General features: G+C 65.9%; 20 protein-coding genes, 2 tRNA genes and 1 riboswitch. Of the genes, 5 read left to right on the top strand and 17 right to left on the bottom strand.

Going from position 1 to position 20,887, the window contains the following annotated elements; all coding sequences use genetic code 11:
- Positions 1-48: 48 nt before the first annotated feature.
- From nadE to D9V29_RS07230, 4 genes are all read right to left on the bottom strand, one after another.
- Positions 49-873 carry an NAD(+) synthase gene (nadE, locus tag D9V29_RS07245; RefSeq protein WP_121672665.1) on the bottom strand — a complete coding sequence of 275 codons (825 nt, stop codon included), beginning with the start codon at positions 871-873 and terminating at the stop codon, positions 49-51.
- 55 nt (positions 874-928) lie between these two features.
- On the bottom strand, positions 929-1,444 hold the full coding sequence (locus D9V29_RS07240) for a DUF427 domain-containing protein (protein ID WP_121672664.1): 516 nt from the start codon (positions 1,442-1,444) through the stop codon (positions 929-931).
- A 91-nt stretch (positions 1,445-1,535) separates the two neighbouring features.
- Positions 1,536-1,973 carry a DUF6392 family protein gene (locus D9V29_RS07235; RefSeq protein ID WP_147436234.1) on the bottom strand — a complete coding sequence of 146 codons (438 nt, stop codon included), beginning with the start codon at positions 1,971-1,973 and terminating at the stop codon, positions 1,536-1,538.
- Positions 1,974-2,052: 79 nt separating this feature from the next.
- Positions 2,053-2,125, bottom strand: a tRNA-Arg gene (locus D9V29_RS07230).
- A 70-nt stretch (positions 2,126-2,195) separates the two neighbouring features.
- On the opposite strand from D9V29_RS07230, the gene orn reads away from it, so the two are divergent.
- The 4 genes from orn to D9V29_RS07210 all read left to right on the top strand — a co-directional run bounded on the left by orn (position 2,196) and on the right by D9V29_RS07210 (position 4,773).
- Positions 2,196-2,816, top strand: coding sequence for an oligoribonuclease (orn, locus tag D9V29_RS07225; RefSeq protein WP_121672662.1), 621 nt, complete (start codon positions 2,196-2,198; stop codon positions 2,814-2,816).
- A 48-nt stretch (positions 2,817-2,864) separates the two neighbouring features.
- Positions 2,865-2,940, top strand: a tRNA-His gene (locus D9V29_RS07220).
- Positions 2,941-3,131: 191 nt separating this feature from the next.
- The gene (locus D9V29_RS07215) at positions 3,132-3,482 is read left to right on the top strand and encodes a metallopeptidase family protein (protein ID WP_121672661.1); all 351 of its coding nucleotides are present in this window, start codon (positions 3,132-3,134) and stop codon (positions 3,480-3,482) included.
- 58 nt (positions 3,483-3,540) lie between these two features.
- Complete coding sequence (locus D9V29_RS07210; RefSeq protein ID WP_121672660.1) at positions 3,541-4,773, top strand: D-alanyl-D-alanine carboxypeptidase family protein; 1,233 nt, start codon at positions 3,541-3,543, stop codon at positions 4,771-4,773.
- Between the two features lie 23 nt (positions 4,774-4,796).
- Here D9V29_RS07210 and D9V29_RS07205 read toward each other — a convergent pair whose 3' ends face one another.
- The 10 genes from D9V29_RS07205 to gatC form a co-directional block, all read right to left on the bottom strand.
- A complete protein-coding gene (locus D9V29_RS07205) occupies positions 4,797-5,372 on the bottom strand; it encodes a nucleoside/nucleotide kinase family protein (RefSeq protein ID WP_121672659.1) in 576 nt (191 codons plus the stop codon).
- A complete protein-coding gene (locus tag D9V29_RS07200; protein ID WP_121672658.1) occupies positions 5,365-6,147 on the bottom strand; it encodes an energy-coupling factor transporter transmembrane component T family protein in 783 nt (260 codons plus the stop codon). Before D9V29_RS07200 ends, D9V29_RS07205 begins: the two co-directional genes overlap by 8 nt.
- Positions 6,144-7,646 (bottom strand): ABC transporter ATP-binding protein, encoded by a 1,503-nt coding sequence (locus D9V29_RS07195; RefSeq protein ID WP_121672657.1) that lies wholly within the window; start codon positions 7,644-7,646, stop codon positions 6,144-6,146. Before D9V29_RS07195 ends, D9V29_RS07200 begins: the two co-directional genes overlap by 4 nt.
- Entirely contained in the window at positions 7,643-8,218 is a 576-nt protein-coding gene (locus D9V29_RS07190) for an ECF transporter S component (RefSeq protein WP_308428547.1), read from the bottom strand. Before D9V29_RS07190 ends, D9V29_RS07195 begins: the two co-directional genes overlap by 4 nt.
- A 112-nt stretch (positions 8,219-8,330) precedes the next feature.
- A riboswitch (TPP riboswitch) is annotated at positions 8,331-8,441 on the bottom strand.
- Between the two features lie 16 nt (positions 8,442-8,457).
- A complete protein-coding gene (locus D9V29_RS07185) occupies positions 8,458-8,817 on the bottom strand; it encodes a hypothetical protein (protein ID WP_121672655.1) in 360 nt (119 codons plus the stop codon).
- 43 nt (positions 8,818-8,860) lie between these two features.
- Complete coding sequence (locus D9V29_RS07180) at positions 8,861-10,117, bottom strand: DNA polymerase IV (protein ID WP_121672654.1); 1,257 nt, start codon at positions 10,115-10,117, stop codon at positions 8,861-8,863.
- Between the two features lie 136 nt (positions 10,118-10,253).
- A complete protein-coding gene (locus tag D9V29_RS07175; RefSeq protein WP_121672653.1) occupies positions 10,254-10,847 on the bottom strand; it encodes a hypothetical protein in 594 nt (197 codons plus the stop codon).
- 90 nt (positions 10,848-10,937) lie between these two features.
- On the bottom strand, positions 10,938-12,452 hold the full coding sequence (gatB, locus tag D9V29_RS07170; RefSeq protein ID WP_121672652.1) for an Asp-tRNA(Asn)/Glu-tRNA(Gln) amidotransferase subunit GatB: 1,515 nt from the start codon (positions 12,450-12,452) through the stop codon (positions 10,938-10,940).
- Positions 12,452-13,963 carry an Asp-tRNA(Asn)/Glu-tRNA(Gln) amidotransferase subunit GatA gene (gene gatA, locus D9V29_RS07165; RefSeq protein WP_121672651.1) on the bottom strand — a complete coding sequence of 504 codons (1,512 nt, stop codon included), beginning with the start codon at positions 13,961-13,963 and terminating at the stop codon, positions 12,452-12,454. The genes gatB and gatA overlap by 1 nt, the downstream gene beginning before the upstream one ends.
- On the bottom strand, positions 13,963-14,262 hold the full coding sequence (gatC, locus tag D9V29_RS07160; protein ID WP_121672650.1) for an Asp-tRNA(Asn)/Glu-tRNA(Gln) amidotransferase subunit GatC: 300 nt from the start codon (positions 14,260-14,262) through the stop codon (positions 13,963-13,965). The genes gatA and gatC overlap by 1 nt, the downstream gene beginning before the upstream one ends.
- 85 nt (positions 14,263-14,347) lie before the next feature.
- Here gatC and D9V29_RS07155 point away from each other — a divergent pair, with 85 nt between their 5' ends.
- Complete coding sequence (locus D9V29_RS07155; RefSeq protein ID WP_121672649.1) at positions 14,348-16,063, top strand: long-chain-fatty-acid--CoA ligase; 1,716 nt, start codon at positions 14,348-14,350, stop codon at positions 16,061-16,063.
- A gap of 81 nt (positions 16,064-16,144) precedes the next feature.
- On the opposite strand, the gene ligA is transcribed toward D9V29_RS07155, so the two are convergent.
- The 3 genes from ligA to D9V29_RS07140 are packed head-to-tail and all read right to left on the bottom strand — an operon-like array spanning position 16,145 to position 20,883.
- Entirely contained in the window at positions 16,145-18,445 is a 2,301-nt protein-coding gene (gene ligA, locus D9V29_RS07150) for an NAD-dependent DNA ligase LigA (RefSeq protein ID WP_121672648.1), read from the bottom strand.
- Positions 18,446-18,495: 50 nt separating this feature from the next.
- Positions 18,496-19,620, bottom strand: a complete 1,125-nt coding sequence (mnmA, locus tag D9V29_RS07145) for a tRNA 2-thiouridine(34) synthase MnmA (protein WP_183084944.1) — start codon at positions 19,618-19,620, stop codon at positions 18,496-18,498.
- Between the two features lie 42 nt (positions 19,621-19,662).
- Positions 19,663-20,883: a cysteine desulfurase family protein gene (locus D9V29_RS07140; RefSeq protein WP_121672646.1), complete on the bottom strand. Its 1,221-nt coding sequence runs from the start codon at positions 20,881-20,883 to the stop codon at positions 19,663-19,665.
- Positions 20,884-20,887: the final 4 nt, after the last annotated feature.

Here is a 20,887-nt window from a genome sequence, read left to right as displayed (position 1 = left end):
AGCGGTGCCGCACGAATACGGCACCGCTTTTTTGCTGCCTGGGACGAGTCAGTCCCGCCACCAGGTATCCGCAGGAGTGACCGGCATCGTGCGCTTGTGCCGCGTCACCAGGAAGCGGGCTTCGATGGCAGAAGCGACGTCGTCGCTCAGTTCTTTGCCCTCGAGATAATCGTCGATGTCCTCGTATTCAAGTCCGAGGTCTGCTTCGTCGGTTTGACCGGGCTTCCGATCGAGAAGATCGGCTGTCGGCGGCTTCTCACGCAACCACACCGGGCAACCGAGGTACTCGAGCAGCTGGCGCCCCTGCCGCTTGGACAGCCCGCTCAGCGGAAGCAGGTCGGCTCCACCATCTCCGTACTTCGTATAGAAGCCGGTGACCGCTTCCGCCGCGTGATCGGTGCCGACGACGAGGCATCCTTCTTCCCCCGCGATGGCGTACTGCGCAATCATCCGGGTTCGTGCCTTGACGTTGCCCTTATGGAAGTCGGTCAGCGGCGCGCCGGCGACCTCGGCGTACTCGTCTTCGACTGCGTCAACGGCGGAGTGGACGTTGAAGGTGATCGTCCGACTCGGCCGGATGAAGTCCAGAGCGAGCTGCGCATCCTTCTCGTCGTGCTGCACCGCGTATGGCAGTCGAACGGCGATGAAGGTCGCGACTGTGCCCCCTTGTGCAAGCTTTTCGACGGCGAGCTGGCATAGCCGGCCTGCCAGAGTAGAATCCTGGCCGCCACTGATGCCGAGCACGAGCCCTTTCGTTCCCGTGGCCCGGACGTAATCGGCGAGGAAATCGACTCGCCGGGCGACCTCAGCCGCGGCGTCGATGCTCGGTTGGACACCCAGTTCTTCGATGATCTGCTTCTGAAGCTGTCGCATGGCGTTAACCTACCGTGGCCAGATGACGACGGTGTTTCGCCGCGGAACTTCGTGGCTACCAGCCCATCGTTCCCGGAGCCCCCTTGAAGGGACCGACGATGCGAGAGGTCACCCACCCTCCGTAGAAGTCCCCCTCCTGGGGTTGGACTGCTTCGTCGCCGACTTCACACGAGTCCATCAGGCCGGGATACACCGCAACCATTCCAACCAGCGACTCGAAGCCCGGTCGAGGCGACGGGTAGTGCCACGCGCCGCGTTCGACGACGGTGTTCCCTGAATTTACGGTGAAGTACCGTGCCTCACCCTTGAACTCGCACCACGTCGACCTGCCGACCGGGGTCAACGCGCCAGCGACGAAGTCGTCAATGGGAACGTAGTAGACCGGCGGATGGCTCGTCTCCAGAACACGCACTGCACGCTCGGACTGCGCAATGACCGCACTCCCGAGCCGGATGGTGACGCGATCGCGCGCTGGCTCGACTCTCGGTGGCCGCGGGTAGTCCCACACGGACTCCTGCCCGGGCCCGGCTGGAGTCGGAACGGGATGGCGGGGGCGAGTTGGCGAAGTCATGGCCTCATCCTGGCTGAGAGTGCTGGAGAAGGACCGGGAAGATTCCGAGCGGGATCCCGGATGTACGAGTGGGTCTCGATCTCACCCGTGGTCACTGGGGCACTTCGCGCATCACGCTGATCAGAACGACACGGCCGTTCTCGTAGGCGAAGCGCACATAACAGGCCGCCGCCAGCTTGAACCGATCTGCCTCTTCGCTCGTCCACTCGGGCTCCCCGAACCGCTTGAGCACCTGACCGCGAGTCGCCGTCCCCGAGAGGCCTTCGATGAGCGCGTCAGGCCGCGGATAGGCTCGGCGAATCGGGTTGTCGATCGTGGAGATGAAGACTGAGCGGAGCCGTCCGTCCTCGTAGACGAATTCGACGCCCTTGTCCGTGGACTTCAAATAGGTTCGATGGCTGTCGCCGAGGTCATAGTCGCTCCGTGCCGTGGGTAGATCGACTGCGACGAAGGCCGCGATCGATCGGCCGTCCGTCATGGAGCTGCCGAGCGCATCCGTGAACGTCGTGAGCTCGCCTCGCAGTGTCATCGGATGCCTCTCTCCCTCGTCATGGCGATGAGAACCTGCGATCAAGAGCATGAGAAACACCGCGAGATTCCTGACGAAGTGCCCCCGGCAGGATTCGAACCTGCGACCAAGAGATTAGAAGGCTCCTGCTCTATCCCCTGAGCTACGGAGGCGGGCAGCATTCAGGATACCGCAGCCGCGGGAGCGGGCTTGAGCGTCGCTGGTCGCCAGTAGCATTGGGGCATGAGTAATGTGAGCGACCGCCTGGTATGGATCGACTGCGAAATGACCGGGCTCGACCTCGCTGTCGATGAACTGGTGGAGATCGCCGTCGTCGTCACCGACTTCGATCTGGCACCCGTCGACGAGGGAATCAGCATCGTCATCAAGCCGGATGCCTCCGCGCTGGAGAACATGGGTGATTTCGTGACGAACATGCACCGCTCCTCGGGGTTGTTGGAAGAGATCCCGAACGGAGTCAGCCTCGCTGACGCCGAGTTCCAGGCTCTCGAGTACATCCTCAGTCATGTGCCGGATGAGCAGAAGGCTCCGCTGGCGGGTAACTCGATCGGCACCGACCGGGCGTTCCTCGCGAAGTTCATGCCTCGGCTGGACGCTCACCTGCACTACCGCAACGTCGACGTGTCCTCGATCAAAGAGCTGGCACGCCGCTGGTACCCGCGCATCTACTTCAACGCTCCGGCGAAAGACGGCGGCCACCGTGCCCTCGCGGACATCCTTGAGTCCATCCGTGAACTCGCCTATTACCGTCAGGCTGCGTTCGTCCCGCTGCCCGGGCCGACCTCCGACGAAGCAAAGATCGTCGCCGCGGCCGTGGTGGACAACTACAGCCAAACTTTGTAATAGACTTTCAGGGTTGCAAAGTTCGACTCCGGTCGGAAGTTGCGCATGGTGGGTATAGCTCAGTTGGTAGAGCGCCTGGTTGTGGTCCAGGAGGTCGCGGGTTCAAGCCCCGTTACTCACCCCAAGTAGACCGAGCGCCTGGTTGTGGTGCAGGACCCAAGGCAAGGTCGCGGGTTCAAGCCCCGTTACTCACCCCAAGTAGACCGAGCGCCTGGTTGTGGTGCAGGACCCAAGGCAAGGTCGCGGGTTCAAGCCCCGTTACTCACCCCAAGCAGCAAGCCAGTTCGCCGAGGCTCGCAGATCGGTTCAGGTCACATGATCGACATGGATGCCGACACGTTCGAAGCCCTCGTCGGCGAGGTGTTCGATGCGCTCCCCGACAACATGGTCGATGGACTGGTCAACGTCGCGATCATGATCGAGGATCTTCCTGAGGACGGGTCTCTCGATCTGCTCGGTTTGTACCACGGCGTCGCGCTCACCGATCGGGACCAGTACGGTTTCGGTGAGCTTCCCGACATGATCAGCATCTATCGTGACCCTCTTCTCGCACTGGCAGAGGATGTCAACCACCTCCGGGAACAGATTCACGTCACCCTGGTGCATGAGATCGCGCATTTTTACGGGATCGACGACGACGAATTGCACGCACTCGGCTGGGCCTGACGAGCGATTCCCCCTCCCCGGGTTAGCCTGAGGCTGTGACGGGATTCGGGGGCAGGCGATGGGTGTAGCTCGAGGAATCGGGATCTTCACGGGAACCGTCATCATCCTCGGAGTCGGGGTCTGCGGGTCCGCCGCGCTCGTGGGTCCGCTGCCGACGGCATCCGTGACGCGGGTCGCCATGGCCGAGACGGAGCCGGCCGTTCCCCCGGTCCTCCCCGCCGCCGGCGCCAGTGCTGTGACAGAGGCTGTCACAGCCCCGCCTTTCGCGACGTCCGGCAGCACCGAACCCGTCCCGATGGCGAGCATCACGAAAACGATCACAGCCCTCGTGGTGCTCGACAAGCATCCGCTCGGTGCCGAGTCTCAAGGACAAACCGTCCCGATCACGAGCGAGGACTATCTGGCCTATCTCGATTATCAGAAGGCAGGTACCCGAACAGTCAGCGTCTACACCGCTGACGCCTGGTCAGAGCGGGAGATGCTCCAGGCGATGCTGCTCGGCTCGAGCAACAATCACGCCGACACCCTCGCCCGCTGGGCGTTCGGATCCGTCGACGACTATCTCGTCGCTGCGAACGCATGGCTGGCCGAGCAGGGTCTCGCCGAGACCACTGTGGTTGACACAACCGGTCTGAGCGACAGGAGCGTCGGAACGGCGGCGGATCTGGCGAGGCTCTCAGCCATCGCTCTCGAAACGCCCGCCATCGCCTCGGTGCTCGCCGAGCCGGTGACCGGACTCCCCAGCCGCCGAGGCATCGAGAACACCACCACGTACCTGCCCGAGCGCGGCGTGACCGGAATCTCCCGCAGCTACACGGATGCCGCCGGCATCTGCCTGCAATTCGGGCTGGACATTCCCGTCGAGGGGTCAGCTGAGTCGTTCCGGGCGTATGGCGCGATCCTGGGACAGCCGGACTGGGACGCCCTGGATGCCGCCATGAACGCTTTCGTCGACAGCGCGACGGCGGGTGTCTCCGCGACGCCGATCCTTGCCGAAGGGACACCGGTCGTGACGTTCACGACCGCGTGGGGTGACAGCGCCGATGCCCTGGCAGGGCTGTCACCGGAAGCGCCACGCTGGGGGCGGGTGACTCCTGACATCACCGTCGACACCGACCCGGTGACGACCGCCGGGACGGGAACGCGGGTGGGAACGATCTTCGTCGACGACGGATCGGGAGAAGAACAACCGATCTCACTGAAGCTCGGAGCGAGTCTGCACGACCCAGGCGTCTTCTGGCGGCTTTCGCATCCGGGCGCCGTCATCGGTGCCCTGATCGACTCGCTCTAAGCCGCCCTTCCCGCTAACTCTCGCTACGGCAACCGCAGCCGCACATCGGCACGGGACACCGGGTCTTCCGCGTCAACGAACCGCTCGAACTGCTCCTGCCATTCATCCCAGTGGGCATCGAAACCGCCGCCGTCGCGAGCGAGCGCCCGCCGTTTGCGCTCCTCATCATCAGCGTCCAGCCAGATCCGTACCGTCGCGAGCGAGGCGTTGCGTCGCGAGAGCGCGCCGCATCCCTCGAGGAGAAGCGAGTGGTTCGCGGGCACCGAGTGCCATTCCGCTGCTTTTCCGCTCGCCCAGTCGTGGCGCTGCCAGCGCGAGGGCACCGATCGCTGTCTCGGTTCGAGCAGGGCGTCGTGCACGTGCCGGCTTCCCGCCGCCAGCCCGCCCCAGCCGGGATAGACGTTGTCCATCCGGACCAGGCTGAGCGCTCCCGGCCACGCAAGCACGAGGGCGTTCGCAAGAGTGGATTTGCCAGCACCGCTTGGCCCGTCGAGGATAACCGTTTCGATGTCGCGTGTGCACAGCTCGAGAATCCGACCGACGGCATCGTCGACACTCACGGCCATGGCGTCCGGCTCCGCGCCGGTTGCATCAGTCAAGAATGAAGTTCCAGGTTCCAGCCAGGACAGCCGCCGTCACGGCTGCCGCTGCGATGACGAGCCCGATCGAGATGAGGACGATTTCCGGCCCCCCGAACGTCGACGGACGGGCCCAGGTTCTGGGGATATCCGATCCGAAGCCTTTGGCCTCCATCGCGGTCGCGAGTTTGCTCCCGCGGCGGATGGCGAGCACAAGCAGCGCGAACGCCTGCGTGCCCAGTCGGATGAGAACGTGAGCGTCACCGACGCCCCGTGCCCGTCGGGCCTGGCCCAGTGCTCGCCAGTCGTCGATGAACAGCCCGATCATGCGCATGCCCGCCAGTCCCCCGAGGACGAACCGTGACGGCAGTTTCAGGATCTGCCCGAGCCCATCGGCGAGATCTGTCGGGTCCGTCGTCGCGAACAGCACGATGCTCGGCAATCCGATCGCGAGAACACGAAGGGTGATCGACACGCCGAGGCCGAGCGACCCCTCGGTCACCGACACCAGGCCCCACTCGAACAGCAGGGCGCCGGAATCCTCCCCATAGAGCACCGTGGTCAGCCCGGCGAATGGAGCAGCGAGCCAGAGCGGTGACGTCCGCAGCCAGAACTGGCGGGCGTCGAGGCCCGACCAGAAGAGGAGGATGCCCACGAGCACGAGGGCGACGGATGCCGAGACCACGTCGATCGAGAGCAAAAGAGTGAGGCTGATCACCACCGCGACCGCCAGCTTGGCTATCGGGTTCACGCGGGCGACGGCGGAATCCCGGATCTCCGGCATGAGCGCGGTCATGCCGGAACCCCTGAGGTCGTGCCGAGAGCCAGCTCGCGATCGGCGAACGTGGTGACGAGCGCGCGGTCGTGGGTGACCGTGACGACCGAACGGCCTTCGTCAACGAGCTCCCCCAGGAGCGAGACGAGTTCACCCCAGGTGACGGCATCCTGTCCGAACGTCGGCTCGTCGAGAAGAAGGACCTGCGGCCGGGCAGCGAGCACCGTCGCAACCGACAACCGCCTCTTCTCCCCGCCGGAGAGGGTGAACGGATTCGCATCCGCGAGGTGATCGAGCCGGAGTCGCTGCAGAAGCTCATCGACGCGTGCATCGACGTCGCGCTGAGGAAGCTTGAGGGCGTGAGGCCCGATGGCGAGCTCGCGGCGCACGGTGGCAGCCAGGAACTGGTGCTCCGGATCCTGAAACACCGTACCCAGCCGGGTGAGCAGGTCCCGAGACTTCCAGCGGAACGGTGAGCCGGACAGACCGCGAGCGAGAGGGCGTGTCGCCCGAAGCGAGCCGTCGACCGGTTCCAGCAGGCCGGCGAGGGTCAGAGCCAGCGTCGACTTGCCTGCTCCGTTCGGCCCGGTGAGGGCAAGACCGGTTCCCTCCGCGAGCGTGACATCGATCGCGGATGCCGCGACGAACGGCTGTTTGGAGGCGAACGGCGTCCTGCCCACCGCGAGATCAGAAGCAACGAGGAGATCCGCACCGGTTGCCCTGCGGTGCGGTCGATCGGCAACCCGCGGTGGGATTCCTGGCACCCAAACGCCAGCAGCGGCGAGCCGCGGCCCTTCACGTTCGAGAACCGCGTGCGGTGAGCCGTCGGCGAGGACCCCTCCCGACGGATCCAGTACGACCACCCGGTCCACAATGTCGCGCCACACAGCCACGCGGTGTTCGACGACGACGAGGGTCGCCCCGGTGTTCGCCACGACACGGTCGACGGTGTCACGGATCTCACGGACCCCATCAGGGTCGAGATTGGCCGTTGGCTCATCGAGGAGCAGAAGTCCGGGCTGCATGGCGAGAACGCTCGCCAGCGCGAGCCGCTGTTTCTGCCCGCCGGACAGGTCGGACGATGAATGGTGAAGGGGCAGATCGAGTCCGACGGCTGAGAGTGCCCACCGCACGCGTCGCCAGATCTCTTCGCGGGGCACACCGAGGTTCTCCGGCGCGAAGGCGACATCGTCACCGATTCGAGCCAGGACGATCTGCGAGTCCGGGTCCTGCAGGACGAGACCGGCCCGGCCACGGGCATCCGCTGGTCGCCGGCCGTCGAGGAGGAGCGTGCCGGATTCGTCTCCTTCTTCGTCACCGCCGAGAACGCCGGCCATCGCCTGCATCAGGGTTGATTTGCCGGCTCCGGATGCACCGAGAAGGAGCACTCGCTCCCCCGGTTCGATGTCGAGGTCGAGCGCCGACACCGCGGGTTTACCGCGGCCGGCGTGACGCCAGCCCCAGTCCCTGGCGCGGATGCTCGCGCCAGGGACTGAGCCGGAGCCGAGTCTGTCGGTCATGGGTTCCCGGCTGCTGACACCGTCTTGGCCGAACGGCCCGAGGCAAATCGACTCAGCGCTCCGGTCGCGGCGAGACCGCGGACAGCGAACCACGACAGCAGGCCGGCGATGACGGTACCTGACACGATGGCACTGACGATGTACGTCGTCTTTGCAGCGATGTCGAGGGCTGCGTAGCTGGTGAATGTCGTGTCGAGGAGGCCGACCGCGAGACCGGTTCCGGCTCCGGCGAGCAGGGCGACTCCGATCCGCCAATTGGCGTAGAAGAAGAGAGCGAAGACGATCTCAGCTCCGATGCCCTGCACGAGGCCCCAGATCAGCGTTTCAAAGCCCCAGACGGTTCCGATCAGGGCTGAGACAGCCGCAGCGACGAGTTCGGTGTAGATCGCCGCTCCCGGCTTGCGGATGATGAGCGCGCCGAGAACACCGGCGAAAAGCCAGCCGCCGGCGAGAAGACCACCGAGCCCCGGAGTGAAGGACAGGGCTGCACTGAGCGGACCCCAGGCGAGCCCCCACGCCCAGAAGATGACACCGGATGCCACGCCGATAACGCTGGCAACGACGATGTCCACGACCCGCCAGCGGAGATTCCGCTTCGTTCGCGGGGTGGTCCCGGTAGTAGATGAAGCGGAACTTTTTACTGTTGTTGAATGCACGAAACGCGCCCTTTCGAATGGGCACGGGTAGCGAGATAGTTTGCCTCCCTGCGCTGGCATTACCCAGATCAGGTTCGACGGTCGAAGATTACGGAATCTTCCTCTCAGCCCGGTTCACCGGACTCCCGTGTTACTACCGCCAGTCTAGGCGAGAACTACTTCTTCAGCGCGCGGATGACGAAAGACAACGCTTTACCGACGACCCACACGAAAGGGATTCCCACGGCAACGAGCGAAACGATGTTCGGTTCGAAGCGCAGTCCCTCCCGGGTCTTGATGTAGGCGCCGATCGGCAGAGCGAAGCCACCGCCACCGCCGCCGGAACCAGCCCCGTTGCCAGAGACGGTCTTCGACGACGTGTCTCCCTCGCCTTCCGCTTCGCCGGCACCGAATCCGTACCAGGCGAGAGCGACGGGGAGGAGCTTCTCGCCGTCGACGTCCACCGGATCGCCGTACACGGTCGTCACTCCGACAGCTTTGAATGAGTCAGCAAGTTCCAGCGCAAGTTTTGTCATGCCGCAACGCTATCGGCCTTGTCCTGGGCGCGCCAAGGGGTTGTCATGATCCCTGGTCACGCGGCGCGCGAGTCCCGCCCGCCGTCTCACCGCTCTTCCGGGTCAACATGGATGCACGACGGACCGCCGTTCCGCCGAAGCGCGCGCGCAGGGAATCGATGGTGGTCTCGGCGTCACGCCATTCCTCGTCCGGATCCCAGAGAGCGGCCATCCGCTCGTCGCCGTCGACGAGTTGCTCAGCCCGGACGCCGACGAGACGTACCGGGCGCCCCTCGACACGGAGCGCGGTGAAGAGGTCGTTGGCCTCCTCGTACAGCCGCCGACCCACGTTCGACGGTTCGGAGAGGGTGTGCGATCGCGTCAGGGTGGTGAAGTCGTCGAAACGCACCTTGATGGCGACGGTTCGTGCGAGAAACCCGGCCTTGCGAAGGCGCACGGCCACCTGGTCGGCGAGGCGCAGCAGTTCCAACCGGACCCGCGCTGCGTCGGTGACGTCCTCGTGGAACGTGACCTCGTGGCCGATACTTTTCTCCGCCGTCGTCGTGACGACGGATCGCGCATCACGGCCGTGCGCCAGCTCGTGCAGTTTCACCGCTGTGGCATCCCCCACGGACTTGCGCAGCGTCGCGAGCGGCGTGTCGGCGACATCGCCGACGGTGTGGAGGCCGATCCGCACCAGCGATTCCTCGGTCTTGGCACCGACACCCCACAGTGCGCGAATCGGCAGCGGGTGGAGGAAAGCCAACGTTTCGGCGGGCGGGATCACGAGCAGTCCATCGGGCTTCGCCCGGCCGGATGCGACCTTCGCCACGAACTTCGTAGCCGCAGCGCCGACCGAGCAGGTGAGGCCCGTTTCCCGGTGCACGCGTTCCCGGATCAGCTGGCCGACCTGGGCGGGTGAACCGAGAAGCCGACGGGCACCGGAGACGTCGAGGAACGCTTCGTCGATGCTCAGCGGTTCGACCAGGGGCGTGGCATCCCGGAAGATGTCGATGACCTGGCGGGAGTAGTGCGTGTACCGCTCGTGGTGCGGAGGCAGAACGATCGCCTGCGGGCACAGCCGCAACGCCTTTGACACGGGCATGGCGGCGGACACTCCGAAACGGCGGGCCTCATAGGTGGCGCTGGTGACGACCGAGCGCCCTTCGGCGTGGCCGATGATGACCGGTTTGCCACGCAACTCCGGGTGATCCAGCAACTCCACCGACGCGAAGAACGCGTCCATGTCGATATGGAGAATGGAGGCGCCCTCGTCGTTGACGGCGGAGACTTGTCGCCCGCTGCCGTCCTGTCTGCTCATGACTACGATTCTCCCACAGGCCGACGCAGAAGTCGCGACGTGCGTTCGATCCTTCCATGGCGATCCACGACGCATTCTTCGAAGCTTTGAGCGACACGCCAGCGTCGACGACATCGCGCAGCTCGCGGACCTGCCCTCAGACGAGCGCGATGACGACGGGTTTCAGCCACTCCCGGAACGCCTCCGGATCGTCACGCAGGTTCTCGCTGATGATCACGGTGTCCGGGGCGACCACCCACGCGCCCCTCCCCTGCACTGGGAGAACCTCGAGATCGAGCCGGAAGGATCCGGTCTGCCGGCGAAGCTCGAACTGCCGCCGCTGGACCAGCTCGTACGCGTCAGCGAGCGGATGTTCGCGGGCCGCGACGGCGCGCAGGTATTCGCGGTGGCGTTCCTCCGCCCAGTGCATCGCCTGATCGTAACTGCGATAGACGAGTTCCTGGAGTTCGAGCGCGCGGTCAAAGACCTCGAAGTGGGGCGGACGGACCTGACTGATGAACGGCCGGGTGGCTCGGGGAACGATCCCTGTCCACCAGCCGCGCCACTGAGCGGCGAGGGCATCGCGGTCGATACCTGCGAGGTCCACCGGTTCGAGCGGTGGTTCGACCGGGGGAATTTGTTCCGCACAGTCCTCGGCCAACCCGGCAAGAGCGCGGAAGGCAAGGGCAAGCAGCAGATCCCAGGGACAGTCCTCGGTGATCTGCCAGCGAATCGACCCCTCCACGAGCATGGCAGCATCGTACAGCCGAGGGCAGGAACTGAGAAGAGAACGGATGCGACCGCGCGGTAACCCTCAGCCGCGCGGTCGCATCCATTCCGGTCAGCTGTTGGCGCGCTCCAGGACGAGCTCACGAACGCGCGCTGCGTCCGCCTGCCCCTTCATCGCCTTCATGACGGCGCCGATGACAGCACCGGCCGCCTGGACTTTGCCGTCACGGATCTTCGCGAGGACGTCCGGCTGGGAGGCGAGGGCGTCGTCGATCGCGGCGATGAGGGCTCCGTCGTCGGAGACAACGGCGAGCCCGCGAGCGTCGACGACCTCCTGCGGCGTCCCTTCCCCGGCGATGACTCCTTCGAGCACCTGGCGAGCGAGCTTGTCAGTCAAGGTGCCGTCTTCGACGAGACCGGCGAGGGCGGCGACGTTCCCGGGTGACACGAGAGCGGATGCCTCGACTCCCTGCACGTTCGCGACCCGGCTGATCTCGCCTGTCCACCACTTGCGGGCAGCAGCCGGTGAGGCACCGGCGGCGACCGTTTCGCTGATCTCGACGAGCAGTCCGCCGTTGACGACGTCCTGGAACTCGAGGTCGGTGAAGCCCCACTCCGCCTTGAGCCGGCGGCGGCGAGCGGCGGGCGGCTCAGGAAGCGCGGCGCGCAGTTCCTCGATGAGCTCAAGACTCGGCTGAACAGGAAGCAGGTCGGGCTCCGGGAAGTACCGGTAGTCGTCTGCATCGCTCTTCGGGCGCCCGGCACTCGTTCGACCGGTGTCTTCGTGCCAGTGGCGGGTCTCCTGGGTGATCGTTCCGCCGTCGGCGAGGATCGCTGCCTGCCGCTGGATCTCGTAACGGATGGCACGTTCGACGGAACGCAGGGAGTTCACGTTCTTCGTCTCGGTCCTCGTTCCGAGCGGAGCAGGCGGCTCACCCTCCGGCGTCCGCGGGCGCAGGGAGATGTTCGCGTCGCAGCGCAGGTTGCCGCGCTCCATTTTCGCGTCGGAGATACCGAGGCTCGTCACGATGTCCCGGATGGTCGCGACGTACGCTTTCGCAAGTTCGGGGGCATCCGCTTCGGCACCGTAGATGATGTCGGTGACGATTTCGACGAGGGGCACACCGGCGCGGTTGTAGTCGACGAGCGAGTACTCAGCTCCTTGAATGCGACCCGTCGATCCGCCGACGTGGGTGAGCTTACCCGCATCCTCTTCCATGTGGGCGCGTTCGATCGACACCGTGACGAGGCGCCCGTTCGGCAGTTCGACGTCGACGGAGCCACCGAAGGCGATCGGCTCGTCGTACTGCGAGATCTGGTAGTTCTTCGCCAGGTCCGGGTAGAAGTAGTTCTTGCGGGCGAACCGGGACGACGGGGCGATCGAACAGCCGAGAGCGAGACCGAGGCTGATCGAGTAGCGCACGGCCTGCTCGTTGACCACCGGCAGTGCGCCGGGAAGACCGAGGCACACCGGTGAGACGTTGGTGTTCGCGTCCGAGCCGAACCCGTTCGGCGCGTGTGAGAACATCTTGGTCTTCGTGTTGAGTTCGACGTGGACTTCGAAACCGAGCACCGGCTCGAACAGCTCGAGTGCTTTGTCGTAGTCCATCAGGGCATCTTTAGCCATTATTTGCCTCCCAGCGCTGGAGCGCGTGAAATCAAGGTGGAGCCCCACTGTGCTTCGAGCAGTGCTTCGATAGCCGCACCGACGCGGTAGAGCCTCGCGTCTTCACGGACCGGCGCCATGATCTGCAGCCCCACAGGCAGACCGTCCTCGGGTGCGAGTCCGATCGGGACGCTGATGCCGGGGATCCCGGCGAGGTTCGCCGGAATCGTCGCGATGTCGTTCAGGTACATCGCCATCGGGTCTTCGAGCTTCTCGCCGAACTTGAACGCTGTTGTCGGCGCGCTCGGGCTGATGAGTACGTCGACCTGCGCGAACGCCGCGTCGAAGTCGCGCTGGATGAGCGTGCGGACCTTCTGTGCGCTTCCGTAGTAGGCGTCGTAGTATCCGGCGCTGAGCGCGTAGGTGCCAAGGATGATCCGGCGCTTGACCTCGGGGCCGAATCCGGCCTCGCGTGTCGCCGCCATGACCTGCTCGACCGTTCCGCCGCCCTCGGGCTGCACCCGCATGCCGAAGCGCACGGAGTCGAACTTGGCGAGGTTGGAGGACGCCTCGGCCGGGAGGATCAGGTAGTAAGCCGAGACCGCATACTCGAAGTGCGGTGCGCTGACCTCGAGCACTTCGGCGCCCTGCTTCTGGAGCAGCGCGACTGTCTCGTCGAACCGGCTCTGCACTCCGGCCTGGAATCCTTCGCCGGACAGTTCGCGAACGACGCCGACCTTGAGTCCCTTGAGCACGTCGCCCCGGGCGCCTTCGCGGGCGGCATCCGCCATCGATGGCCAGATGTCGGTGAGCGACGTGGAATCGAACGGGTCGTGCCCGCCGATGACGTCCTGGAGGAGCCCGGCGTCGAGAACGGTGCGGGTGACCGGGCCGACCTGGTCGAGGCTCGACGCGAGGGCGATTGCGCCGTAGCGGCTCACAGCGCCGTAGGTGGGCTTCACGCCGACCGTTCCGGTGACGTGGGCGGGCTGGCGGATCGATCCGCCGGTGTCGCTGCCGAGTGCGAGGGGCGCTTCGAACGCCGCAACGGCCGCGGCGGATCCTCCACCGGAACCGCCGGGGATCCGGCCGAGGTCCCAGGGGTTACGCGTGGGACCGTACGCGGAGTGTTCGGTGGATGAGCCCATCGCGAACTCGTCCATATTGGTCTTCCCGATGAGGACGAGCCCCGCTTCGCGGGAGCGCTTCACGACCGTCGCGTCGAACGGGGACATGTACCCCTCGAGGATCCGGCTGCCCGACGTCGACGGCATGTCGGTCGTGACGAGCACGTCCTTGACCGCGAGCGGGATACCGGCCAGCGGGCCGAGCTCCTCGCCGGAAGCACGGCGTTCATCGATGCTCCGTGCGGTGTCGAGCGCGGAGTCGGAGACGTGGAGGAAGGCGTGGACGTCGGTGTCGACGTCCGCGATCCGGTCGAGGTGCGCCTGCGTCGCTTCGACGGCGCTGATCTCGCGGGAGCCGAGCTTCTCGGACAACTCCGCCGCGGTGAGCCGGATGATGTCGGCCATTACTGCTCCTCCCCCAGGATCGCTGAAACCTTGAACCGGTTGTCGGCCTGTTCCGGGGCGTTCTTCAGCGCCTCTTCGATGGTCAGCGTCTCGCCGACCACGTCTGGCCGGAAGACGTTGGCGAGCGGAACCGGGTGGCTCGTTGCCGGAACGTCCGGTGTCGCGACCTGCTGCACCTTGGCGATGCTGTCGACGATCTGGTCAAGCTCGGTCGTCAGACTCGAGATCTCTTGGGGAGTGAGGGCAATGCGGGCGAGGTTCGCCAGATGCGCCACCTGCTCCTCAGAAATTTCAGACATAGGTCTCCGTCGTTAAGTACTGGGGTGTGTCCCCATTCTATTGGGCGCCCAGCGTGCTTCCGGGCGCGGGATTAGAGTGGGACGAGTGACCGACACTTCTCCGCGTCCCTGGCTGGCCAGCTATGCAGCAAACGTTCCGACCGACATTCCCGAGCAAAACGGGACCCTCGGTGATCTCGTCGACGGGTCGGCGGAACACTACCCAGGTCAGGTGGCGCTCGAGTTCTTCGGAGCGACCACCACGTACCGCCAGTTGCAGCACGCCATCCTCCGGGTCGCCGAGGGTCTGCGTGCCCGTGGAGTGTCGAAAGGCGACCGCGTCGCCATCGTTCTCCCGAACTGTCCGGAACACATCGTCGCGTTCTACGCGGTTCTTCGGCTCGGCGCGATCGTCGTCGAACACAACCCGCTCTACACCCCGCGTGAATTGCGCCACCAGTTCGAGGACCACGGCGCCCGGGTCGCGATTGTCTGGAACAAGGTCGTTGCGACGGTCCAGGACTTCCCGGAGGACATCGCTGTGTCCTCTCTCATCTCCGTCGACATCACCCGATCATTGCCCTTCGGAATGCGCGTTGCCCTCACCCTGCCGATAGCAAAGGCGCGCGAGTCCCGCGAAGCGCTGACCGCGCCGGTGCGGAACACGATCCCCTGGTCGACCCTGAGCTCGTCCCGGACCCTCGATCCGGCGCATCCGGGTCCTGAGTCGACGGATGTCGCAATCCTTCAGTACACGTCGGGAACGACGGGCACACCGAAGGGTGCCGTGCTCACCCACGCGAACCTGCTCGCCAACGCCGTTCAGGCTCGGGCATGGACGCCGACCATCGAGCACGCCGGCTGCACGGTGCACGCCGTGCTCCCCATGTTCCACGCCTACGGCCTCACCCTGTGCGTCACGTTCGCCATGAGCCTCGGCGCGAGACTCGTGCTGTTCCCGAAGTTCGATCCTGACCTCGTCCTCAAGGCCGCGAAGAAGCATCCGCCGACCTTCCTGCCTGCGGTCCCTCCGATCGCCGAACGCCTGCTCGCCCGGGCGAAGGAAACCGGTGCGTCCCTGCAGGGCCTCGAGATCGGGATCACCGGCGCCATGGCACTTCCTCATGACCTGGTCGTGCCGTTCGAAGAAGCAACCGGCGGGTACCTCATCGAGGGATACGGTTTGAGCGAATGCTCACCCGTGCTCATGGCCAATCCGGTGTCAGAGCAGCGCAAACCAGGAACCGTCGGGTTGCCACTCCCCAGCACCGAGGTCCGGGTCGTCGACCCCGAGAACCCGACGGTCGACGTGGAGCAGGGATCTCCCGGTGAGCTGATCGTGCGCGGACCTCAGGTGTTCTCCGGTTACTACCGCAAGCCGGATGAGACGAGCGACGTCTTCGTCGACGGCGGCTGGTTCCGCACCGGCGACATCGTGACCATGGATGCCGATGGCTTCGTCAGCATCGTCGATCGGATCAAGGAACTCATCATCACCGGTGGTTTCAACGTGGCTCCGACCGAAGTGGAAAACGCTCTGCGGCAGCACCCCGCGATTCGGGATGTTGCCGTCGTCGGGATGCCGAGTGCCCACTCCGGGGAGGACGTGGTCGCCGCCGTCGTGCTCGAGCCCGGTGAGAAACTGGACCGGGAGTCGATCCGCCAGTTCGCACGCGACAACCTGACACCGTACAAGGTCCCGCGCCGGATCGTCACGATCGAGGCCCTGCCCACCTCGCTCATCGGCAAAGTGCTCCGGAAGCAGGTTCGAGACCAGCTCCTGCAGAAGGAGACCGGCCGCACCGGAGACCTCACACGCTGACTGGAGTCACCCGCTCGGTCGCTTCTGGCTGCAACCGATGGGATCGAGCGACCGTTACCGACCGAGCACGACCAGGGTGGATCACTCCGGTTCGTCGAGCGCCGCCGGCCCCTCGGTGACGAGAAGCGCGAACTGGGCAGCGTCGATGATCCGCAGCCCCAGCTCTTCGGCCTTGCCGAGCTTCGAGCCGGCGCCAGGCCCAGCGGCAACGAAGTCCGTCTTCTTCGACACGCTTGACGCCGCCTTGCCCCCCGCAGCAAGGATGGCTTCCTGGGCGCCCTCACGGGTGAATCCTTCGAGCGACCCGGTGGCGACGACGGTGATGCCCGCGAGGACACCGCCCGCCTGCGCGGCGGCCCCTGGACCCGGATGCCCCGGGGTGGCGAACTGCACTCCGGCTCGCTCCCACCGGTCGACGATCTCGCGATGCCAGTCGACCTCGAACCAATCCAGCACGGCGTCGGCGATGATCGCACCGACGCCCTCTGTCTCCGCGAGTTCTACGCGGCTCGCCAAACGAATCGCGTCGATCGACCCGAAATAGTCGGCGAGTGCTCGTGCTGCGACGGGACCGACGTGCCGGATGTTGAGCGAGACGAGAATGCGCCAGAGCGGCTTGGTCTTCGCGCCATGCAGGTTCTGCAGGAGTTCGATCGCTCCCTTGGACGGGACGGATGTCTCATCACCGGTGAATTCCGCGGCGCCGGGATCGAACGCCCCGTCGGTTCTGGCGTTGCGGCGGCGGCGGAAGGGCGTCACACGCTTCGGGTCGCCGTCCGGCCCGACCTTCGGCATCCCGGTTTCGACGTCGATCACCGTCACCGTCACGGGGAAGAGGTCTTCGATCGTGAGGTCGAACAGTCCGGCTTCGGAAACGTCGCCGTTCTCATCGGCAAGCGGAGCCCGCGCCGGCCCGAGAGGCTGGGTCAGCGCGGCCGCGGCGACCTCGCCGAGTCCCTCGATATCGAGCGCCCCCCGTGAGCCGACGTGTTCGACGCGGCCACGCACCTGCGCCGGGCAGGATCGGGAGTTCGGGCAGCGCAGGTCCTTGTCGCCTTCTTTCGCCGGGCGGAGGGTGGTGCCGCAGGACGGGCAGCCTTCCGGCATGACAAAGGCCCGCTCGGTGCCGTCGCGCAGCTCCACGACGGGGCCGAGAATCTCGGGGATGACGTCGCCCGCCTTGCGCAGGACCACCGTGTCACCGATGAGCACACCCTTGGCTTTGACGACGTCCTGGTTGTGCAGTGTGGCCTGGCTCACCGTGGACCCCGCGACCCGCACAGGTTCGACCTGGGCGAACGGTGTTGCGCGGCCGGTGCGGCCGACGCTCACCACGATGTCGAGGAGCTTCGTGTTGACCTGCTCGGGCGGGTATTTGAACGCGGTCGCCCAGCGGGGTGCCCGGCTGGTCGCTCCGAGCTCGTCATGAAGGGCGAGTTCGTCGATCTTGATGACGATTCCGTCGATCTCGTGCTCGACACTCGCCCGGTTTTCGCCGAAGTGCTCGATGAATCCGATCACGCCATCGATGTTCTCGAAGACGCGGTAGTGGCTCGAGGTCGGCAGCCCCCATCCCGCGAGCAGCTCGTACACCTCGGATTGGGCCGCGACGGGCGGCTCTGGCCAGGCGCCGATTCCGTGCACCAGCATCCGGAGCCGGCTGAGACGGTTCTCCATCAGTTTCAGTTGAGCGGCGTTCTTGCTCTCGGCCTTCTGGCGGAGGCTGCCGCTCGCAGCGTTGCGGGGGTTGGCGAAGACCTTCTCACCGGCAGCCAGTTGACGTTCGTTGAGCTCGCGGAAGGACTCGACCGGGAAAAAGATCTCACCCCGCACTTCGACGAGCGGGGGGTGGCCGGATCCTGCCAGCTTCTTCGGGATGGAGGTGATGGCGAAAACGTTCTCTGTGACGTCTTCACCGACAACGCCGTCGCCCCTCGTCGCCGCGCTGACCAGCCTCCCGTTCTCATAGCGCAGGTTCACGGCGAGCCCGTCGATCTTCAGCTCGGTCAGGTAGTGCACCGTGCGCCCGGACGATCGTTCAACCCTCTCACTCCAGCTCTTCAGCTCATCGGCGGAGAAGACGTTGTCGAGGCTGAGCATCCGTTCGGCGTGGACGACCGGGTCGAACAGTGTCGCCTGTGCCCGGCCGCCGACCGTCTGCGTCGGGCTGTCCTGGCCCTGAAGCTCGGGAAAGTCGTGCTCGAGCAGTTCGAGTCGGCGCATCATCGCGTCGTATTCGGCGTCGGAGACGAGCGAGGCATCCTGCTCGTAATAGGCGTCGCGGAGTTCGAGGATGCGGGTCGTCAGGGCGTCAGCCTCTTCGGCCGCCTTCTTGAGGTCCTTCGGAGTGGACTGTGCGGTGCTCTCAGTGCTCTCTGTCACTCGCCCAGTCTAGGGAACCCCTCCGACACGATCGGAGGGGTTGCGTCACCTCACGCGGAGACGGGGACTGCGCTCACGGTGCGGTCGATGGTGCACTGCCCGAGCACGCGGGTGCCGACGTAGACGACGGCGGTCTGGCCGGGTGCGACGCCGTCGAGCGGGGTGTGTGGACGGACCATGAGCTCGGGCTCGCCGGTCTCAGCGTGCGGCTGCACGACGGCAACAGCGGGAACGGGATCGGCATGGGCACGGATCTGCACGTCGCAGTCGAAGGCGACGTCAGGATGCTCCGGCGCGAGTCCCGCCCAGGTGAACCGTGAGCCGGCGATCTCACCGATGGCAAGCGCTTCCTTGGGCCCGACGACGACCTCGTTGGTCTTCGGCCGCACCTCGAGCACGAATCGCGGTCGGCCGCCGGGATCAGGAACACCGAGGTTCAAACCCCGGCGCTGACCGACGGTGAACGCTGCAGCGCCCTCGTGCGATCCGACGACCGATCCTTCACGGTCGAGGATCTGGCCCTTCTCGGCACCCACCCGTTCGGCGAGCCAGCCGCGGGTGTCGCCGTCGGGGATGAAGCAGATGTCGTGACTGTCCGGCTTGTTGGCGACGCTGAAGCCGCGTTCGGCCGCCTCGGCCCGCACTTCGGCCTTCGACGGCGTTGCGCCGAGCGGGAACATGGAGTGCGCGATCTGCTCAGCGGTCAGCACGCCGAGCACGTAGCTCTGGTCCTTGGCCCACGCGCTGGCGCGGTGCAGCTCTCGGTTGCCGGCGGCATCCGTCTCGATGGTCGCGTAGTGACCGGTGCAGACTGCGTCGAAACCGAGGTCGATCGCCTTCTCGAGCAGCGCTGCGAACTTGATCTTCTCGTTGCAGCGCATGCACGGGTTCGGTGTGCGGCCGGCCGCGTATTCGGCGATGAAGTCGTCGACGACGTCGAGCTTGAATCGCTCCGAGAAGTCCCAGACGTAGTACGGGATCCCGATGATGTTCGCTGCGCGTTGCGCGTCCATCGAGTCCTCGATGGTGCAGCACCCGCGGCTGCCGGTGCGCAACGTGCCCGGCATCCGGCTGAGGGCGAGGTGTACGCCGACGACCTCGTGCCCCGCTTCGACCGCTCGTGCTGCGGCGACTGCGGAGTCGACTCCGCCTGACATTGCTGCTAAAACCTTCACCCGAGAAGTGTACGCGCCGCTGGCTGGACGCTCTCTGCGTTTTCAGTGACCGAGCGTTGTCGTGCGATCGGCGAACCCGGCCCGGGATGCCTGCTCGTACGCGGCAGGAAGCGCGGCAAGCAGGGCGTCCACGTCCTCGTCGGTCGTGGTGTGCCCCAGCGTGACACGCAGCGCTCCCCTCGCCTCGATCTCGCTTCTGCCCATCGCCCGGAGCACGTGCGACGGTTCGGGTATCCCGGCCTGGCATGCTGACCCCGTCGATACCGAGACACCGGCCATGTCGAGGAGGAACAGGAGGGAGTCTCCCTCACATCCGGCGATGGCGACGTGCACGTTCCCGGGGAGCCGTCCGTCGCCGGGCGCGCCGCTCAGCTGTGCGGCGGGGACCGTCGAGAGGATGCCGTCGATCAACCGGTCGCGCAGGGCCGCGAGGCGAACGGCTTCTGCCTCCCGGTGAGCTGCCGCGTGTCGCGCGGCGACAGCGAACGACACCGCACCAGCGACATCCTGAGTTCCCGAGCGGACCTGGCGCTGCTGGCCGCCGCCGTGCAGGAGTGGTTCCACCTTGGCGGACCGCGAGAGAACGAGGGCACCGACGCCGACCGGGCCGCCCACCTTGTGGGCGGAGACGCTCATCGCGACGAGGCCGGCGGCACCGGTGCTCCCGGATGCGGCGCGCACCGCGCCGAAGTCGGTCTCGAGGTAGCCATAGGCGGCGACGGCGTCCACGTGGACAGGAACACCGTGCTCCGCGGCGAGCGCCGAAATCTCGGTGACCGGCTGGATCGTGCCGACTTCGTTGTTGGCCCACAGCAGGGTCACGAGCGCGACCCGGTCGCCGTAGGTCTCCAGCGCGGAAGCGACGACATCCGGGTGGAGAAGCCCGTTTCCGTCGAGCGGAAGCCAGCCGATCTCGGCGCCTTCGTGCTGCTCCAGCCATTCGAGGGTGTCGAGAGTGGCGTGGTGTTCTCCGCCGGGAGCGAGAATCACCGGTCGGGCCGCATCACGATTGCGGGACCACCACAGTCCCTTGAGCGCCAGGTTGACGGCTTCGGTCCCACCTGAGGTGAGGACGACCTCGATCGGGTCGCAGCCGAGGGTCGCTGCGATCTGCTCGCGAGCTTCCTCTAGCATTCGCTTCGACGCCTGCCCCTGCGAGTGAATCGACGCCGGGTTGCCGACGACGCTGAGGGCGTCTGCGTACGCGGCGATCGCCTCTGGCAGCATCGGAGTCGTCGCCGCGTGGTCCAGGTAGACGGCCATGGTG

This window comes from Mycetocola manganoxydans, from assembly GCF_003667545.1.
Lineage (GTDB): Bacteria > Actinomycetota > Actinomycetes > Actinomycetales > Microbacteriaceae > Mycetocola_A > Mycetocola_A manganoxydans.
Note: the sequence above shows the minus strand (reverse complement) of the source record. Positions and strands in the feature narration are given on the sequence as shown.

What these genes read in the sequence shown, in the direction of transcription:
- nadE (WP_121672665.1), bottom strand. Translation starts at nt 873, where the DNA reads ATGCGACAGCTTCAGAAGCAGATCATCGAAGAACTGGGTGTCCAACCG.
- D9V29_RS07240 (WP_121672664.1), bottom strand. Translation starts at nt 1,444, where the DNA reads ATGACTTCGCCAACTCGCCCCCGCCATCCCGTTCCGACTCCAGCCGGG.
- D9V29_RS07235 (WP_147436234.1), bottom strand. Translation starts at nt 1,973, where the DNA reads ATGACACTGCGAGGCGAGCTCACGACGTTCACGGATGCGCTCGGCAGC.
- orn (WP_121672662.1), top strand. Translation starts at nt 2,196, where the DNA reads ATGAGTAATGTGAGCGACCGCCTGGTATGGATCGACTGCGAAATGACC.
- D9V29_RS07215 (WP_121672661.1), top strand. Translation starts at nt 3,132, where the DNA reads ATGATCGACATGGATGCCGACACGTTCGAAGCCCTCGTCGGCGAGGTG.
- D9V29_RS07210 (WP_121672660.1), top strand. Translation starts at nt 3,541, where the DNA reads ATGGGTGTAGCTCGAGGAATCGGGATCTTCACGGGAACCGTCATCATC.
- D9V29_RS07200 (WP_121672658.1), bottom strand. Translation starts at nt 6,147, where the DNA reads ATGACCGCGCTCATGCCGGAGATCCGGGATTCCGCCGTCGCCCGCGTG.
- D9V29_RS07195 (WP_121672657.1), bottom strand. Translation starts at nt 7,646, where the DNA reads ATGACCGACAGACTCGGCTCCGGCTCAGTCCCTGGCGCGAGCATCCGC.
- D9V29_RS07185 (WP_121672655.1), bottom strand. Translation starts at nt 8,817, where the DNA reads ATGACAAAACTTGCGCTGGAACTTGCTGACTCATTCAAAGCTGTCGGA.
- D9V29_RS07180 (WP_121672654.1), bottom strand. Translation starts at nt 10,117, where the DNA reads ATGAGCAGACAGGACGGCAGCGGGCGACAAGTCTCCGCCGTCAACGAC.
- D9V29_RS07175 (WP_121672653.1), bottom strand. Translation starts at nt 10,847, where the DNA reads ATGCTCGTGGAGGGGTCGATTCGCTGGCAGATCACCGAGGACTGTCCC.
- gatB (WP_121672652.1), bottom strand. Translation starts at nt 12,452, where the DNA reads ATGGCTAAAGATGCCCTGATGGACTACGACAAAGCACTCGAGCTGTTC.
- gatA (WP_121672651.1), bottom strand. Translation starts at nt 13,963, where the DNA reads ATGGCCGACATCATCCGGCTCACCGCGGCGGAGTTGTCCGAGAAGCTC.
- gatC (WP_121672650.1), bottom strand. Translation starts at nt 14,262, where the DNA reads ATGTCTGAAATTTCTGAGGAGCAGGTGGCGCATCTGGCGAACCTCGCC.
- D9V29_RS07140 (WP_121672646.1), bottom strand. Translation starts at nt 20,883, where the DNA reads ATGGCCGTCTACCTGGACCACGCGGCGACGACTCCGATGCTGCCAGAG.